We start from the raw sequence: 18,031 nt of genomic DNA, 5'->3' as shown, positions 1-18,031 counted from the left end.
TTAACGTCCTTTCTAGATTACGAACAAGAATTTTACTAAATCCTTTAATTCCATTTTAATCCAATCAATTTATTCCATATTCATCACATAAATGATCCCTAGTGCAAAAAACAAAAATGCTACTAAAGCTAATACTTTCGGTAAATACTTCAAAGCAAGCACACCGCCCTACATACATCAAATTAATATCGTCGCTCCGATAACATAAGATAGTGAAATGGATATTAGCATTGCAATAAAGCCAACCGCTCGATTATCGTTCGCTAGCTCTTCATCAATTTTAAAAATTGGCGTTAAAAACTCAAACAAAAAGTAAGCAACGAGCAAAATAACAAATCCAAACATTGCCCATACTAATTGTTCATAAATTGAGCTGTTAATCGAAATCGAAAACCGGAAAATATTGCAAATACCAAATATTTTTCCGCCTGTTGCCATCGCAACTGCCAAATTACCTCTTTTGATTTCATGCCAGCAGCGATAACGCGTCACAAGCTCAAAAATCGATAAAAAAACAATTAATGTTAATATCGCAACGGACACATATACAACCGATGCCAAATATTCATTGTCCAGCAACCACTCGATTTGTGGATTCATCGTTTCCCCTCACTTCTTGCACACGGTTATTTCAATTGTGCTACCGTAACGCCATTTCCTCCTTCACCATATTCACCGTCACGGAATGATTTTACAAGACTGTGACGCTGTAAATATTGCCTAATGCCGGAACGCAGCACACCTGTACCTTTCCCGTGAATAATGTACACCTGACCCATGCCTGCAAGATAAGATTCATCAATAAAGCGGTCAACCTCAATTAGCGCTTCCTCGAGAGATTCACCTCTTAAATCAAGCTCCATTTTAACGCTATCATCTTTTGTGCGCTTAACAGTTGCAGCTTGTTTTTGTAGCTGTTGCGGTTGCTGCGGCTTACTTTGTAATACCTCTAGATCATCCAGCTTAACTTTCATCCTCATAATCCCTAGCTGAACCGTAGCTTCATCGCCATGCAGCTCAACGACATGGCCTTTAGAATTTAAGCTATATACTTTAACCTCATCACCAGGAACAATTTTTTGCTTTTTCCCTGTGCGAGGTGCTTTTGGTTTTACAGCAAGCTCTGGTTGAGCTTCATCTAGCTTACGCTTCGCCTCAATTAACTTATGCTCTTTAATAGAAGTTGCTTCTTCCATTGCCAGCTTACGAAGATCAGCAATAATTTCCTCTGCTTCCTTACGAGCCTTATTAATCGCAGCATCAGCATCCGCCTGTGCTTTTTCCAATAGCTTTCTTTTTTGCTCCTCAAATTTCTGCAACTCGCGCTCATATTTTATACGTTGCTGCTCAAGCTCAAGTCGCAATTTTTGGGCAATTTCTCGATCAGATTCTGCAGAAATTCGATTTTGCTCCAAAGAAGCAATCATGCTTTCCACCTTGATATCCTCATCACTGACCTCGCCTCTTGCACGCTCAATAATTTTTGGAGAAAGCCCTAAACGCTCTGCGATTGCAAAGGCATTACTTCGTCCAGGAATTCCGACAAGCAAACGATATGTCGGGCTTAATGTCGCTATATCAAATTCCATGCTGGCATTAATAACTCCTTTTCGATTATATGCATAAGCCTTTAATTCTGAATAATGAGTCGTTGCAATTACTCTGCACTCTTGAGTAAGAATATGCTCAAGAATGGCGATAGCTAATGCCGAGCCCTCTGCTGGATCAGTTCCTGCTCCAAGCTCATCGAGCAAAACTAAACTTTTAGAAGTCATTTGCTGTAAAATCCGAATGATGTTAGTCATATGACTGGAGAAGGTACTTAAGCTTTGTTCAATACTTTGCTCATCACCAATATCAGCAAAAATATTATCAAATACACAAAGCTGGCTGCCTTCCTCAGCGGGAATAAATAAACCAGACATTGCCATTAAACTAAGCAAACCAACCGTTTTTAGCGAGACGGTTTTACCACCCGTATTGGGTCCTGTAATAATAATCGAGTTATATTGATTACCAAGCTCAATGTCAAGCGGTACAACCTTCTTAGGATCGATTAATGGATGGCGACCGCGTTTAATTTTTATGTAGCCGCGATCATTCATTTTAGGCAAAACTGCCTTTAGTTGGCGTGCCAGTCCAGCTTTAGCGAAGGCAAAGTCTATTTGAGCAATAAGCTCTTGATCATATAAAAAATCATCAACGCAATCAGTAACAAGTGCAGTTAAACGCTGCAAGATTTTTTCAATTTCCTTCACTTCCTGCACACGCAGCTCTCGCAGACGATTATTCATTGTTACGATTACTTCTGGCTCAATAAATAAAGTTGCTCCTGAGCTCGACTGGTCGTGAACAATCCCGCCAAAGCTTGAACGGTATTCGGCCTTCACAGGAATAACGAATCGATCATTACGTAGCGTAATAATCACTTCCTGCAGCATTTTTTGCACAGAGCTAGAACGTATCATGGACTCCAGTTTTTCACGAATTCTGCTTTCTCCATTGCGAATTTCACGACGAATCGTTGCCAGCTCGGTACTGGCACTATCCATCACTTCCCCTTGATCGTCTATACAGGAGAAGATCTCTTCCTCCAACGAACGATGTTCACTAATCTGCTCGGAAAAAGAAAGTAACGACGGAATCTCATGCTCCTCATGTACTTGCTCAATATAACGCTTTACGCGTCGAGCTCCACGTGATGTTGAGGCAACTTCAAGCAACTCTGTTGCATTTAAAGTTGCATGAATGCGCGCACGATGCAAAGCTGAAGTTATATCGAAAATTCCTCCAAAAGGCGCTGCTCCTTTTAATCGTTCCGCAGCATAAGCTTCATCAGTTAAGCGAAGTAAAGCTTTTACCTGCTCAAGCTCAGTTGAAGGAGTAAGCTCTTCTGCTTTAAATTTTCCAATTGAAGTAGCGGCATGTTGCTTTAACCAATCTATAATTTTAGAGTACTCAAGAGTTGTCAATACTTTTGAATCCAACAATAACACTCCTTAAACTTATCATTAATCCTTGATTTGCTGCGTATGAATAGTTCATCGTAAAGAAGCAGCCTCTTGCTTTTTTATTATAGCTTAAAGTTTTACTTCTTGTACTATCCCATACATATATTTTTGCGATTTGGCAATACTGAATGTAGATTTTTCAGTACATTTTCGATGTACTACATTAATGTCATGGAGGTAATTGTATGAACTTTCTAGGACATGTTGTGCGATTTATCGTATCAGCATTAGTGCTTATGCTAGTGGGTTGGTTAGTTCCTCAATTCTCAGTAGGTGGCTTTTGGAGTGCTTTAGTACTTGCTCTAGTCATCGCAGCGTTAGGCTGGATTGTTGAAGGTATATTTGGTAAAAAGGTCACACCGTTTGGTCGAGGAATAGTTGGCTTTTTAATTAGTGCGTTAGTTATCTGGATTGCTCAATTCATCGTTGGTGGCGTTGAAGTTACTATACTTGGAGCCATTCTGGCCGCACTTGTAATCGGAATTATTGACTTGTTTATTCCGATTGGAAATCCATACGAAGCTGCTGATCGTAAAAAATAAACATTTTTCGTTGCAAACAATATGTTTCACTTTTAAAGAGGTAACAGGCAGTCACTCTTATAGGACTGATCACGTTGCCTCTTTCCTATTTCTCAGTAAATGTTCATTACTTTGTCATAGGCTATTCACTGGTAACTCATCTACGAATAGTATACAATTTTAGAGAGTATACAACAAAAGGGGTTATTTTATGAAGAAATGGCTAGTTCTTTTTTTGACCTTTGCATTGATGACTGTTTTGATCGCTTGTGGTACAAGCAACAACAAAAATAACAACGTTGAAGAGCCTATCCAAGTTTCTGAGGATGAAATTGTTTCAGGCGAGTTGGAAATTGTAGCATCTAACTGGAAGTTTGATAAAGAATATTATGCGATTCGTGCAGGTGAGGAGATCCAAGTAAACATCAACTCTATTGAGGGTGTTCACGGAATCGAAATTGTTGGCACTGACTACAACAATATTATTAATGGCAAACCAACTGCTGTAACGATTTCAGAGCCTGGAACTTATACGATTCGTTGCTCTGTACCATGCGGATCTGGTCATCGTACGATGATATCAAAACTTGTCGTTGTTTAATAGTTAAGCAGTAAGAAATAATAAGATGGTGTAAAGCAGTGAAGGATGTCAAGAACGCTCAGCAAGACGCTGTTGTTCTGACATCCTTCTTTTTTACTAATGCAGAACGAATTAGTTTAACAATACTTAGAAACTAATTGTTAACTCTGCTCAATTAATTCGATCCATTCGTTATATTCAGTTTGCAGCTTGGAGTATTCCCGCTTCAACTGCTCATACTGTTGCTTAACATTTTGCAGTTCATCTTGTAGCTGTTGTAACTGTTCAAGATCAACTGCAGACTGCTCTTGCTGAGCTGCAGCTGCAGCCTCTTGCAGCGCCAACAACTGTTGTTCATATATTGCAGCTTGCTGTTCATATTCCTTCACTTGAAGCTTCAACTCTTTAAGCTCTTCTTCAAGCTGTGCCAGCTCTTGCTTCTGCTCATTGCTTAATTGTTCAACATCTAACAAACTTTGCTCTAGTTTTGCTATCTTTTCTTGCGCAATATTATTTTGATTAATTGCCAATCGTTCTTGCGCTGCATGCATTTCTAACAGCTGCAATAGCTCTTCTGCTTTTGCGGCATCATCAAGCTGCTTTTTGTGTAGCTGCTCATTGCGAGCCAATGCTTCTTTTAATTGAGAATCAAGCTTTTCAATTTCTGACTTGTATTGAGCTTCCAAGCTTTGCAGCGCCGCTTGATGTTGTGCAAGCTTATCCTCTTGTTCTTTTTCAATTTCAATATAAACTTCAAGCTCCTGCTCAAGCTTCGTTTTTTGCTCAACAATTGCTTGCAGCTTACCTTCAAAATGCTGATATTGCTCTTTCGCTTGGACAAGTTGCTCCTCTAGCTGTTGATTATGCTTGATTAGCTCCTCACGTTCTGCAACTTGTTCCAATAGCTTAGCATCCAGCTCTGATATTTTAAGCGAAAGCTCTTTTGCTTTGCTTTCATATTGCTTAATATTATCTTCCAATTCCTCAATTAACTGCATCGTTAATTGCTGCTCGTTTTCAAACATTTCCTGTTGCTGCTTAAGCTTTTGCTGACTATTTTGCTCAAGCTGAGCTAGCTCGTCCTCATAAGCTTTAAGTTTTTGCTCATGCACCTGCTGAAGCTGCTCATACTGCTGCAAGGCTTGATCACGCTGCTGACGCAGTTCCTCCAAGTCACGCTTAAGCAGCTCATCCTGTTCCTCAATCGATAGCAATTTTAAGCCTTCATCAAGTAATTGTTGCTGTAAGCTTTCAATTTGTGCTTGTGCAGCAACATAATTTTCTTCAGCAGCATTAAGCTGCGATTGATGTTGTGCAAGCTCATTTGCATATTTTTGCTCAAGCTGCTGCAGCTTCTCTTGTTGCTCAGCCAATAAAGTATTGTGCTCTTCTTCCATTTGCTGACGAAGCTCTGCAAGCTGCTGCTCATATTGATGTTCTGTGCTCCGTAATTGCTCACGCAATTGTGCAACCTCATTTTGATGATTTTGCTGTAGCTGTTGCTGTTCGGCAGTTAATTGCTCTTGCACCTCCAGCAATTCTAGCTCGCGAAGCTGCAATAATTCGTTATCCTCTTGGATTTTTTGTAATTGTTGCTGTAATTTCTCTAGTTCAGCTCTAAATTGTGATTGCAATTGCTGACGAACTTCTGTTAGCTCATTACTATGCTGTGCTTCTAACTGCTCTTTTGTCTCTGCCAGCTGTATTTCATATTGAGCTTGCAGTTGTTCTCGTACCTCTATTAATTCACTATTATGCTGCGCTTGCAGTTGCTCTCTAATTCCTGCCAGCTCACTCACATGTTGAGACAGCAACTGTTGGCGTAACTCTGCTAACGCACTTTCATGCTGTGCTTGCAATTGCTCTCGCACCTCTGCTAGCTCACTGCTATGCTGCCCCTGCAGTCCTTCTCGCACCTTTGCCAGCTCACTTTCGTGCTGAGCTTGTAGCTGCTGACGGGCTTCAGCAAGGCTAGCTTCATGCGCTGCCTGTAACTTTTCCTGTTCTTCAAGCAGCTCTAATTCTCGCAACTGAGCATTTTCATATTGCTCCTGAAGCTCTTGTAACTTCTGCTGAAGTTGAGTCAGCTCTACGTCATGTTGACTTTGCAGTTGCTGTCTAGTTTGCGCAAGATTGTTATCATATTCTGTAGCAAGATTCTCTCGCAGCTGCTGCATCTTCTGCTCACTTGCTATTTGCAATTGCTCACGTTGCTGCTCAAGCTCCAATTGCTGTTGAAGCTTAAGCTCTGCAATAGCAGATGCTAATTCAGCTTGATGCTTTTCTTCAAGCTCCTGCTGAGCTATTTCAAGCAAAGTACTATGCTCGCTCTCTAATGTCAAACGTAGTCGCTCAAGCTCCTCCGCATGCTTTGCTTGAAGCTGTTCTTTAAGCTGATTAATCTCCTCTTCATGTTGAACAATTAATTGCTTGTGCGTTTCTTCTAATTGCGTTAATGCACGTGAAGCCTCATTAAGTTCAGAACGTAAAGCTTCCTCTTGCTCTAAAGCAAGTAAAATTTGTTCATCAGCTTGTGATAAACGCAATTCAAAACGTTCAGTCGATTCCGTTAATTGCGCCTTTATCGCTAAAATTTGCTGCTCGAGCTCATCCTTCTCGGCAGCCCATCGTTGCTGCTCCTCCGCATACAATGCTGCTGACTGCTCCTGCTGCAAACGAAGTTCCTCTAATGCAGATGCATGCTCATCTTGCAATTGCTGAAGTTGTTGCTCGGTTTGCTGCTTTAATAATTCTAATTGCTCATTATGAGCGTTCTCTTGCTCGGCTAATCGCTGCTCGGCAAGCTGCAGCTGCTCCTGCAATTTCTCTCGTTCGGCAGCATATTGCTGTTCTAATTCTAATTTTTCATTAATAATTGCCTCATAATCCGTTTTTTGCTTTGCTAACTCGGCTTCAAATTTACTTTTTTGATTAACTAAAGCTAGTCGTTTATCATCTTCAAATAGCTTTTGTTGCTTGGCAAGCTGTTGTTGATGCTCTGCTTTAAGCTCCACAATGCTTTGCTCTAAAGCATGCTGAAGTTTTGCCGATTGCTCAATAATCGTTTGCAGCTCGGCAGCATGTGATTGGATAAGCTGTTCCCGTTCTACTACCTGATCAGCAACAAGCTTCTCTCTCTCACGCTCAAACTGCTGTGCTTGTTCTTCTAATTGAAGTTTTAATGCTCCTGTTTCCTGTGCTAATTGCTCTTTATATAAACCTTCAAGCTGCTCAAGCTCCTGCGCCATTTGCTGCTTATATTGCTCATATTGTGCGTAAAGCTCTTGAAGTTTTCCCTTTTCAATTTGTAACTGTTCTTCTGTTTTATGCAAACGAGCTTCCTCAGCCTGCAATCTGCTGTTTTCACGTCGTAAGCGATAAGCCTCTTCTGTAATTTGAACAGCGGCAAGCACTGCTAATCTATGAGTATCAAGAATGGGATAGCTTTTAGCAAGCTTATGCATGCTTTCATCAATCGAGGCTGCGATTGATTTCATATATTCTACATTTGAATGTCCTTTTAGTTTATACTGGCTACCATATATATCAACGGTTACTACGATGTTATCTGTATTCACCTATATACCTCCCATTCCTTCTGTTTAACACTAGGTGCACGACAAAAAAAGCCACACCGAAGTTTCTAAGAAACTAATTCGATGTGGCTTAAAGAGTTTCCTGCCTACTTGCGCAATTCTGCTTTAAAAGATTCCTCTAATGTAGCAACAACTGACTCATGTAAAGTAGTAACTTCTTCATCAGTTAGCGTGCGTTCTTTATGACGGTAAACTAACGAAATTGCAACGCTCTTCTTATCTGCACCAAGACGTTCACCAGTATATACATCAAATACTTGAACAGACTCAAGCAATTCTCCGGCAGCTTGTTTAATTGCTGACAGCATATCTCCTGCTTGAATTTCCTTAGCAACAACAACTGCTATATCTCGTGTAATGGCTGGGTAACGAGGTAGCGTTTTATATACGATATCACTGCTTGCATATTCATATAGCGGAGCAAGTTCAAATTCAATTACGTAAGTGTCCTGCAAATCAGCAGCACGCTGCACTTCAGGATGCAATTGGCCTACATAACCTAGAAGTTGCTTTTGCTCATTAACATTTAGCATAATTGCTGCAGTACGACCTGGATGGAAAGATTCAGGTTGAGCTGCTTCAAAGCTAATATAGTCGCTAACTCCAAGCGCTGCAGCAATGGTTTCAACAACGCCTTTAGCATCATAGAAATCGTAAGAAACTGCTTTTTGATTCCAGCTAGCAGATAAACGTTCTCCAGTAAGCAATGCTGCAAAACGATGCTTTTCTTTTGGTAATTCTGTTAGCACAGCTTCGTTTGTATGGAACACCGAACCAATTTCGAATAATGCAAGCGATTCATTTTTACGGTTACGATTATAGGTTGCAATATCAATAAGTTGTGCGATAAGTGTTGTTCTTAGTACACTGCGCTCCTCACTCATTGGCATAAGCAGCTTAATCGCCTGCGTATTTGGCGCCAGCTCTGGGAACATTGTTGTATGCTTCGCACTTGTGAAGGAGTAGCTAATTACTTCTAGCATTCCGGAGTCAGAAAGACGTTTGCGCAGCTCACGACGAATCGCTTGTGGCTTCGTTAATGCTCCAGGAATGATTTCCCCATGAATTGGTGTTGTTGGGATATTGTCATAGCCATAGATACGAGCAATTTCCTCAATGATGTCAACAGCATACTGTAAGTCACCACGACGGGTAGGAGCTTCAACTGTATACAAATCGCCTGCTTGAACCTCATATGGGAATCCTAAGCGAGAGAAGATCGTTTGAACTTCTATGCTGGACAAGCTAGTTCCAAGTACAGCATTAATTTTCTCTAGTGAAACTTGTATTCTTTTCGCTTCACCAGGTGAAACCACTTGTTCCACAATTCCATCCAATACTAAACCTTCACCAAGCTCAGCGATTAGCGCAGCAGCTCGATTTAGTGCAGGGATGACACGATTTGGATCCACTTCCTTTTCAAAGCGCAAGCTAGATTCTGAACGAAGTCCCAGCTCACGAGAAGTTTTACGAACGGATGAACCTGCGAAGCGTGCAGATTCCAAAATAATATTTACAGTTTCTGGTGTAACCTCAGTGCTAGCTCCGCCCATAACCCCAGCTAGTGCAATAGGTGAGCTTTGGTCTGCAATAACTAGCATATGCGGCTCAAGCTTGCGTTCTTGATCGTCTAAAGTTACAAGCGTTTCTCCTGGTTTAGCTGAGCGAACAACAATGTTGCCGCCAGGAATTTTATCGCCATCAAATGCATGAAGCGGTTGACCATACTCCAGCATTACATAGTTCGTAACGTCAACGATATTGTTAATCGGACGAATTCCCGCTGCAATTAGTTTATTTTGCAGCCAAAGCGGTGAAGGTGCCACCTTAACCCCTTTTATATAACGGGCAGAATAATGACTGCACAGCTCTTTATTTTCAATTGAAACGGTAATTTTGTCACTTGCTTTCTCTGGTGTATCAGCAATAAATACTTCAGGAAGATTTACTTCGCGACCAGTAAGTGCCGCAACCTCGTAGGCTACGCCTAGCATGCTAAGCGCATCAGAACGGTTAGGTGTTAAATCTAATTCTAGCACCTCGTCGTCAAGATCTAGCACTTGCTCAATTGGTGTACCTAGTTCAAGTGTAGAAGGAAGCACCAAAATGCCCTCTTGTTGCTCCTTAGGCAATAATTTATCGTTTAACCCTAGTTCTTTCGCAGAACAAATCATCCCTTGGGATTCAACACCGCGCAATTTAGCTTTTTTAATTTTGAAATCACCAGGCAACTTAGCGCCAATAACTGCTACTGGTACATGCTGACCTGCTGCTACATTTGGTGCGCCGCAAACGATTTGCAACTCTTCGCCTGTGCCAACATCGACTTTACAAACATTAAGCTTATCTGCATCAGGATGTTTTTCTTTATGCTTTACATAGCCAACAACTACCCCTGATACTCCTTTATTTCTAGCCTCTACAATATCAATTTCAATACCGCCTCTAGTCATCTTTTCAGCTAGTTCGGCAGCTGAAATACCAGACAAATCAACATATTGTTGAAGCCATTTATATGAAACCTTCATTGATCTTCTTCCCTTCTAAAACTATTCTAGCTCTAAAGCTGCTACTTGCAGAAACAACCGTTAACTCACATTCGTGCAAACTGATTGAGGAAGCGAGTATCGTTCGTGTAGAAATGACGAATATCATCAATTCCGTACTTAAGCAATGCAATCCGTTCAATACCCATACCAAATGCGAAGCCAGTTACTTCCTCCGGATCATATCCGCCCATTTCAAGTACGCGCGGATGAACCATACCACAGCCTAAAATTTCTAGCCAGCCTGTGCCTTTACACATACGACAGCCGCAGCCACCACATTGTGCACAAGTGACATCGACCTCTGCACTAGGCTCAGTAAATGGGAAAAAGCTAGGACGAAGACGAATTTGTGTATTCTCGCCAAACATTTGCTGAGCAAATTGCAGCAACGTGCCTTTCAAATCGCTCATTCTAACATTTTTGCCGACAACGAGACCTTCCACTTGATTAAATTGGAATGAATGCGTTGCATCATCATCGTCACGACGATATACTTTACCAGGGCAAATTACACGAATTGGTGTTTTACCGTGATGTGCTTGCATTGTACGAACTTGTACTGGCGAAGTTTGCGTACGCATTAAAATTTCTTCAGTAATATAGAAGGTATCCTGCATATCACGTGCAGGGTGATCTTTTGGCAAATTCAATGCCTCGAAATTATAGAAATCCGTTTCTACCTCTGGACCTTCTGCAACAGAATAGCCTAGACCAACGAAAATATCTTCTATTTCTTGCGCTACTTTGTTAAGCGGATGAATAGCACCTGTTGCAAGCTTGCGGCCTGGTAGCGTAACATCGACCGTTTCTTCACGTAGTCGCTTATTCGTTTCTTCAGCTTGAATTTGTGCTTGCTTTTGCTCAATTACTTCTTCAATTGCAGCGCGCACTTCATTAACAACTTGACCAATAACAGGTCTTTCTTCAGCGCTTAGTGCACCCATACCGCGCAGCACTTCAGTTAGAGCACCTTTTTTACCAAGGTACTTTACACGCAGCTCTTGCAGTGCTGAGGCATCTTGAATATTGCTTAATGCCGCGAGCGCTTCTGCGCGCAATGCTTCCAATTTTTCTTTCATTACATTCGCCTCCATTAAATCTACCTTACAGCTATTAATTGGTAAAAGGGACATCAAAGTCCGCTTGTAAACCTCATTCCAATCAAAGTTTAAAAAGCAGGGCTTTCAGGTCCGAGCAGTTTGCTCGCTAGTTAGAAAGCGAGTAGCGCAGCGTAGGCTATTTCTACGTGAGCAACGGAGCTTTCGCTAGCGTGCGAAATGCGACGTCGAATTATCTTCAGTGAAAATCCTTCGGCATCAAAGTCCGCTTTTTAAACCTCATTGCACAAAAAAAGGTTATTTCTATCCCCCAAGGGACGGAAATAACCGTGGTACCACCCTAATTCAGCCGAGTTATTGAATTCTTAGCATGTAAAACCTGTTCTCGACTCTCAGACCCCTGTATCGTAGGGAATACGTGATGCTCTACTGCTTTTACTGGGTAAAAGGTTCAAGCTCATGCTCCGGAGTGAATTTCGGCAAGCCTAAGCTATAAAGCAGCTCTCAATCTCTGACTGCTTCTCCCTGTATAGTGGAATTGCGTACTTGTCTCCTTCAACGCATTACATCTGAAATTGTAAAGTATGATTTATATTATATGCAAAAGCTACCTTTCACGCAACCTTCGAATGGGAAATGATACTTAAGACAACAGCCTGTGTTAATTGTCGAACTCCAAACTAAATTGTCTTTCTCTGCCATCAGTAAACGTAATAGTAACCTCTGCCTGCCACTTGCCTGGATAAGGTAAGGTCAGCCCAGCTAACGTGTAACGAGATTCATTAAAGCCAGGAAATTCAAAATCATCGTCTAGTTGTGCTGCTTCTAGCTGGAAAACTCTTGGAACTGCCTTTTGCTTTTCAAGAGCTTGCAAACTAAGCTCTACTGACTCGATTTCTCCTTCCTCCTTAAGCGTCCATAAGCTTAAACTTACGTCGTTTGGACCTGGAGCATTAGGATATAGTTTAATCGTGTAATGCAATTCTTCACCCATTTGATGATAATTCAGTGCTTTTTCTCCGCTTGGCATTGGGCTAAGCATGCCAATTAATGCTGCAAAGGCGATAACAACAAGCAGTACTGCAAATTCCATCAATATCGGACGAAGTAGTTGAGCTTTGTTTGTTTGCTCCCTCTGATTAGCCGCATAATGAGTCAGTTTATTTTTCGCCTTATAACCTAACCAAAGCGCTAATAACACAGCAGCTATTTTCAGTATTAATATAATTCCCCAGCTCGTATACAATAAGTAATACCAGCTAGGTAAAATATTTAATGCCATAATCAAGCCACTCGCACTGACAATAGCGATAGTTAACCAAAGCAGCTTAGCATAATTTTTTAAAAAGCTAATCGCCGCTTCCTTACTTTCTCGCGAGTGCCAACAAAAACTAATTACTCCGCCAACCCAAATCGAAACAGCGGAAAGATGAACAAAATCAAATAAAACTAAAACACTATTTCCAGCTGCATGCCCGTTAAAGCTTTCAGCTAGCAGCATAGCTAACACAAGCACAATCCGTGCCATAAAGTATTTACTGCTTAGCAGTGAAAACAGCAAGCTCGATACAAATAGTGCTAACCATGCTCTTCCTGTTGCTTCCTCTAACAGCATCGAGATAAGCTGATTAAGCTCGGGTTCAAGTTGCTGTGTCCAGCTAATGATTTGCACGAAGATTGCAAGTACAATCACAAGCAACAGAACGTTTGCTAACTGCTTCATACCTTTATGTAATCGTTCTTGCCGCTGTAGGCTAACCGTCGAAGGAACAAAGCTGTTAACTAGCACATCTCCGGAAATTACGATAAGCAATAAGTAAACAAGCAGTTTTATACAATATATCAAAATATCCATCACTTTACACTTCCTTTGCTTTCACTGTCATCGACAATTACATAAAATGTAGTATGATGATTATAATGCAACAAGATATTACTTTCTTCTTAACGGCAACAGTCTGCGCTCTAAAATGTTTAGATCATCCTTCCATGAGTATCTTTAAAGCGCATACGTACATCATAATTATGTATTAGTTCGAAAAAATGATTAAGGAGATGAATACTTTTGGGCAGACAAACAAGTGCAATCGTTGAACAATCTTTACGTGTATTATTAGCAAACACTTCTATCTTACCACAATTAACTGGTACGAAACGAGAGCAAGCGTTCCAATCCTTAGGAGCAATTTTATCTACTCCTAACAAAACTCATAAAGCATTTTTACGAATTACGCTCGATAGCGGTGTCGTTGTGCGCATTCCAGCCTATCGTATCCAACATAATGACGCCTTAGGGCCATACAAGGGCGGCATTCGTTTTCATGAGTCGGTAAATGAGGATGAAGTAACTAACCTCGCTGCACTAATGACTTTGAAAAATGCATTGCATAACGTTCCATTCGGCGGAGCAAAAGGCGGAGTAGGCATTAACCCGCGGCAATATTCAGAGCGTGAGCTTTATCAAATTTGTAAAAAATATGTGCAATATTTTTCTGATATTTTAGGTCCCGATAAAGATATTCCTGCTCCTGATATGGGCACAGGCGAACGAGAAATGGATTGGATGACCGCTGAATATAAAAGCACGCATCCAGGTCAACCTTACTTAGGAAGCTTCACAGGAAAAAGCATCGCATTTGGCGGCTCGCTTGGCAGACGTGAAGCAACGGGTAAAGGGGTCTATTTTGTACTGAAATATTTACTGAACAATTATGTAAGCACGCATCTATCTCAGCTAAAAGCACTAAACAATCCATATGTCAATAGCCTCCTGCCTTATCTAAATAAGCCACTATCTATTGCTGTACAAGGTTTTGGTAACGTAGGATCAGTTGTCGCGCAAGAGGCGTTTACGGATAGTTACAAGCATCGTGTAGTAGCAGTTAGCGATCGTAACGTCACCTTATATCATGAAAATGGCTTAGCAATTGATCGTTTGCTTGCTTATGCTAAGCAAAATCATGGTGAGCTGCCGACAACTAAGGAGCAGCTGCAATTAGCAGGAATTGAAGCAGAGATATTAGACCGAGAAGCAGTGCTTTACCAAAAGGTTGATGTGTTATTTCTAGCTGCCCTAGAGGAGCAAATTCATAAAAATAATGTTGATTCTGTGCAAGCAGGAATTATTGTAGAAGGCGCAAACGCCCCTATTACTGGTGAGGCAGATGATGCATTAGCTAAAAGACATATTGTGGTTATTCCAGACATATTAGCCAACGCTGGTGGAGTGATTGTCTCCTATTTTGAATGGTTGCAAGGCAGAGAAACGAAATATTACAGTGAGGAGCATGTCTATGAGCTGCTCTACAAGCAAATGACCGATACGCTCGATCAAGTGCTTCCAACTTTCTTTGATCAGCCGCAAAACTTGCGTCAATGTTGTTATAATCACGCTGTTAATCGATTATGTAACATTCTTTATCGCCAAGGAAAACTATATTAATACAAAACTTATGAGGCTGGAAAAAACCAGCCTTTTCTTTTTAACTATGCAGTGTTGAGTAGCAGGTGCTCCCCCGTTCACATCCTATTGCAAAATAGTTAACGTATATTTTTCGACTGTCAAAATCATCAATTATCCCAAATTCGTGTGTTAAAGGCATTGTAATCATCCTTTCAGTAAGTAATCACACTTTTGTAATGACTGTAATGACTGAATGCAAAATTACGAACCTTTCAACATACAATTAATACATGTAATCCATTCCCTTTTTATATTAAAGCAAGATTTTGGAGGGCAGCAAATTTCAACAGTTATCTTTAGCCGAAATAAAAAAACTCCGAATATACTGCTTTCGGAGTTTTTCGTATAGAAGCTTCCCTCAGCCTCTTTATTGGCAATTTACTTATTTGTTTGCCATTTCTGGAGTTGTGAGCTGATCATAGAAATCAACATATTGATCCTTTTGCTCAGTTCTGCGCCAAGCCATCGCTGAACGAGGATGCTCATCCAAAATTCCAGTAATCATATATGGAATAATATATCCCCATTCTACATTTTCGCGCATCGGAATCATATATTTCTCAATCATATCGAGCACCGGACGTACATTATATTTAGCGTTTTGCAGCTCTGAAACCAATAGCTCAGTATTACAGTTCCCTGCCGCACGACCCATTCCATAAACAGATGAATCTAGCAGCTCCACGCCTTTACCTGCTGCTAGCAACGTATTAGCGAAAGCAAGCTGCAAATTATTATGAGCATGAACACCTAAACGTTTGTTAGGCAGGTGCTCTTTAAATTTATCTACAAGATAAGCCATATCATCTGGTTTTAAGCTGCCGTAAGAGTCAACAATATATACAATATCAACTACACTTTCACGAATCAGTTTAAAGGCTTCATGCAATTGATTTTCCATTACATTAGAAAGAGCCATAATGTTTAAAGTAGTTTCATAGCCGCGATCATGGAAAATTTTAACTAACTCAAGAGCTTTATCAACATCTTGAATGTAGCAAGCAACACGAATCAGATCAAGCATACTTTCACTGCGTGGCAAAATATCTTGTTCATCTACACGACCAACATCGACAAGTGCTGAAAGCTTCGTATTCCCTTTATTTGGAATAACTTTACGAAGAAAATCATCATCCAAAAATCTCCAAGGTCCCTCGGAACCAGTGCTTTTAAGCAGTTTAGGAGAATTTTTATAGCCAATTTCCATATAGTCAACGCCAGCTTCGTTTAAGCTATTATATAAGTGCTGAACAAATTCAACACTAAAATCCCAATTGTTAACTAATCCGCCATCACGAATTGTACAGTCAACTATTTTACAATGTGCTGTATTGGATTGCATATCACTTGCTCCTTTGACTTTGATTTACTGTATTAAATATATACCGTTCTAATCATCATACTTGAAATCATAAAATAACGCAAAATAAAAATTATTATGCACCTGCTAGTCCACTGATTTGTTTATCTTATAATGCATGAGCTTTCATTTACAAATTCTGTTTAAAGATTTAAAATAATACTAATATACGCTTAATTTTTCACTAGAAAAAGCGGGGGACCCAAAGTCTTCAGGGGTGAATCATGTCAATTGGAAGCGATGACAGTAGGGCCTACTCTCTAGCCCGAACCCGACAGCTAACCTCGTCAGCGTGCAAAGGAGAGATGTAGAATGTCAGTTTGTCCATCCGATGAATTTCAAAATGTGCAGCATGAATCACATATTTTGCACATTCAACGAATTGAAGTATTCGTAATACCTGCTCTAGCAGTTGATGCCAATGGTTATCGAGTTTGTCTGCGGATTTCAAGCAATCGCGGACATGGCTGGAGTGAAATTTTTATTGATGATGGAGATTCAAACTTTAATCTTGAAGATTGGAAACAGCAACTATCCCCGCTTATTGGTCCTACTACAATGGCTCGTCTTACAGAACAAGTTGAACTGCAAATGAACAACACAATAAACTGTGACGAACGTTGTCTCTATCTATTCACAAATGCTCTGCATCAGTTGAAATTTCTTCCTGATACGAACTCGGAGCATCATTATTACGAAGAAGCTGTTTTAAAACAACGGGCAGTTGAGTATTTGTCTGTATAATTACTAGCGAGCAGCATTGAGAGTATCAAACTTTCGATGCTGCTCATTTTTTTGCATGCGTAAAAATCAGTTTGCGAACCTCTACTACGGTCGCGATTCCTTGCTAAAATTATATTTTGCGATGCAGCTTACGATATTGTCTTGGTGTTAGCTGCACTTGCTTCTTAAATAAATAATTAAAATGACTAAGATCGTCAATTCCAACCTGTTGAGCAATATGAACAATTTTCTCATCGCTCTCGATTAATTTTTGTAACGCTGCTTTAATCCGCACCTCATTCCGATATTCAATAAACGTTTTGCCGACAATTTGCTTAAATTTTTTAGTAAAAACCGTCTGGCTCATTCCGCACATTCGACATACTTGCTCTAAATGAATTGGATGTGCATAATGCTGTTCAATAAATTCACATAACCCCATGATCGCCTTTATATCATCACTAGGAAAAAGCTGAGTGAGCTCCTTTCCTTCATAACAACGACTTAAATAAACTAATAGCTCAACCAATAGTGCTTTAATAACAAGTCGATAGCCTAATTGCTTACGTGTAAATTCAAAATTTAAATGATCAATTCTTCGCTTTACCTCTTGTGCTTCCATATAGGACAGCTTTAGATGGGAATCAAAATTAATCGTTTCTCTTAAATATGGCTCGACATAAAACAAGTTAACAAATGGAGCTTCTGCTGCAAGACTTGCTAATTCTGTATGTAGCAATGACGGCAGGAACATTACATTATAAACCTCTAGAGGAGTATCGCCAGTAACAATATAATCATGTTCAATACCAGGCGTAATGACAAAAAAATCACCTTTAACGATTTTATAGGAACGTCCCTTATAAATATGCTCCCCTTCACCATCCGCTACATAAACTATTTCAAAAAAATCATGATAATGCGGTCGCATTCCTCGACTTGGAAGCGTCTTATAGTACAAAACAGCAAAAGGAAAAACTTCGCTTTCTAAATATTTTTCCTTAGAATATAGCTCCATTATCATCCCTCGCCCATCTCTAGCAAGTAATCCTTCTGCTTGTAATTGTAGTAGAAGGCTATATTAGCGTCAATTTCCCTTAATACAGCGTTGAAAAGCCCAAGTTTTCATTGCCACCATTAAGCTAAAATACAATGTGTATTCAATTTCAG

At 40.3% G+C, this 18,031-nt stretch carries 12 protein-coding genes, 1 riboswitch and 1 other annotated feature; of the genes, 4 read left to right on the top strand and 8 right to left on the bottom strand.

What is annotated here, in order from left to right:
* Positions 1–177 precede the first annotated feature (177 nt).
* Together AC2TDL_RS15745 and AC2TDL_RS15740 are read right to left on the bottom strand one after the other, a co-directional pair.
* The gene (locus tag AC2TDL_RS15745) at positions 178–600 is read right to left on the bottom strand and encodes a DUF350 domain-containing protein (protein ID WP_484697019.1); all 423 of its coding nucleotides are present in this window, start codon (positions 598–600) and stop codon (positions 178–180) included.
* 26 nt (positions 601–626) lie between these two features.
* On the bottom strand, positions 627–2,987 hold the full coding sequence (locus AC2TDL_RS15740) for an endonuclease MutS2 (protein ID WP_484697018.1): 2,361 nt from the start codon (positions 2,985–2,987) through the stop codon (positions 627–629).
* A gap of 209 nt (positions 2,988–3,196) precedes the next feature.
* On the opposite strand from AC2TDL_RS15740, the gene AC2TDL_RS15735 reads away from it, so the two are divergent.
* Both AC2TDL_RS15735 and AC2TDL_RS15730 read left to right on the top strand, forming a co-directional pair.
* The gene (locus tag AC2TDL_RS15735) at positions 3,197–3,553 is read left to right on the top strand and encodes a phage holin family protein (RefSeq protein ID WP_484697017.1); all 357 of its coding nucleotides are present in this window, start codon (positions 3,197–3,199) and stop codon (positions 3,551–3,553) included.
* A gap of 190 nt (positions 3,554–3,743) precedes the next feature.
* Positions 3,744–4,133, top strand: coding sequence for a cupredoxin domain-containing protein (locus AC2TDL_RS15730; protein ID WP_484697016.1), 390 nt, complete (start codon positions 3,744–3,746; stop codon positions 4,131–4,133).
* Between the two features lie 140 nt (positions 4,134–4,273).
* Here the strand turns inward: AC2TDL_RS15730 and AC2TDL_RS15725 are convergent, their stop codons facing one another.
* The 4 genes from AC2TDL_RS15725 to AC2TDL_RS15710 form a co-directional block, all read right to left on the bottom strand.
* Positions 4,274–7,690 (bottom strand): hypothetical protein, encoded by a 3,417-nt coding sequence (locus AC2TDL_RS15725; protein WP_484697015.1) that lies wholly within the window; start codon positions 7,688–7,690, stop codon positions 4,274–4,276.
* A gap of 104 nt (positions 7,691–7,794) precedes the next feature.
* Entirely contained in the window at positions 7,795–10,236 is a 2,442-nt protein-coding gene (gene pheT / locus AC2TDL_RS15720; protein ID WP_484697014.1) for a phenylalanine--tRNA ligase subunit beta, read from the bottom strand.
* Between the two features lie 65 nt (positions 10,237–10,301).
* Positions 10,302–11,336 carry a phenylalanine--tRNA ligase subunit alpha gene (gene pheS / locus AC2TDL_RS15715; RefSeq protein ID WP_484697013.1) on the bottom strand — a complete coding sequence of 345 codons (1,035 nt, stop codon included), beginning with the start codon at positions 11,334–11,336 and terminating at the stop codon, positions 10,302–10,304.
* 289 nt (positions 11,337–11,625) lie between these two features.
* Positions 11,626–11,883, bottom strand: a binding site (T-box leader).
* A gap of 93 nt (positions 11,884–11,976) precedes the next feature.
* The gene (locus AC2TDL_RS15710) at positions 11,977–13,170 is read right to left on the bottom strand and encodes a copper resistance D family protein (protein ID WP_484697012.1); all 1,194 of its coding nucleotides are present in this window, start codon (positions 13,168–13,170) and stop codon (positions 11,977–11,979) included.
* A gap of 210 nt (positions 13,171–13,380) precedes the next feature.
* Here AC2TDL_RS15710 and AC2TDL_RS15705 point away from each other — a divergent pair, with 210 nt between their 5' ends.
* Positions 13,381–14,757: a Glu/Leu/Phe/Val family dehydrogenase gene (locus AC2TDL_RS15705; RefSeq protein ID WP_484697011.1), complete on the top strand. Its 1,377-nt coding sequence runs from the start codon at positions 13,381–13,383 to the stop codon at positions 14,755–14,757.
* Positions 14,758–15,160: 403 nt separating this feature from the next.
* On the opposite strand, the gene AC2TDL_RS15700 is transcribed toward AC2TDL_RS15705, so the two are convergent.
* Entirely contained in the window at positions 15,161–16,120 is a 960-nt protein-coding gene (locus tag AC2TDL_RS15700; protein ID WP_484697010.1) for an aldolase catalytic domain-containing protein, read from the bottom strand.
* Between the two features lie 178 nt (positions 16,121–16,298).
* Positions 16,299–16,446: riboswitch (cyclic di-AMP (ydaO/yuaA leader) on the top strand.
* Between the two features lie 4 nt (positions 16,447–16,450).
* On the opposite strand from AC2TDL_RS15700, the gene AC2TDL_RS15695 reads away from it, so the two are divergent.
* Positions 16,451–16,882, top strand: a complete 432-nt coding sequence (locus tag AC2TDL_RS15695) for a hypothetical protein (RefSeq protein WP_484697009.1) — start codon at positions 16,451–16,453, stop codon at positions 16,880–16,882.
* A gap of 109 nt (positions 16,883–16,991) precedes the next feature.
* On the opposite strand, the gene AC2TDL_RS15690 is transcribed toward AC2TDL_RS15695, so the two are convergent.
* Positions 16,992–17,879, bottom strand: coding sequence for an AraC family transcriptional regulator (locus tag AC2TDL_RS15690; RefSeq protein WP_484697008.1), 888 nt, complete (start codon positions 17,877–17,879; stop codon positions 16,992–16,994).
* Between the last annotated feature and the right edge of the window lie 152 nt (positions 17,880–18,031).

The sequence above is a fragment of the Paenibacillus sp. plas6 genome (assembly GCF_057221655.1).
The sequence above is the reverse complement of the archived record's forward strand: the minus strand, read 5'-3'. Positions and strand labels throughout refer to the sequence as shown.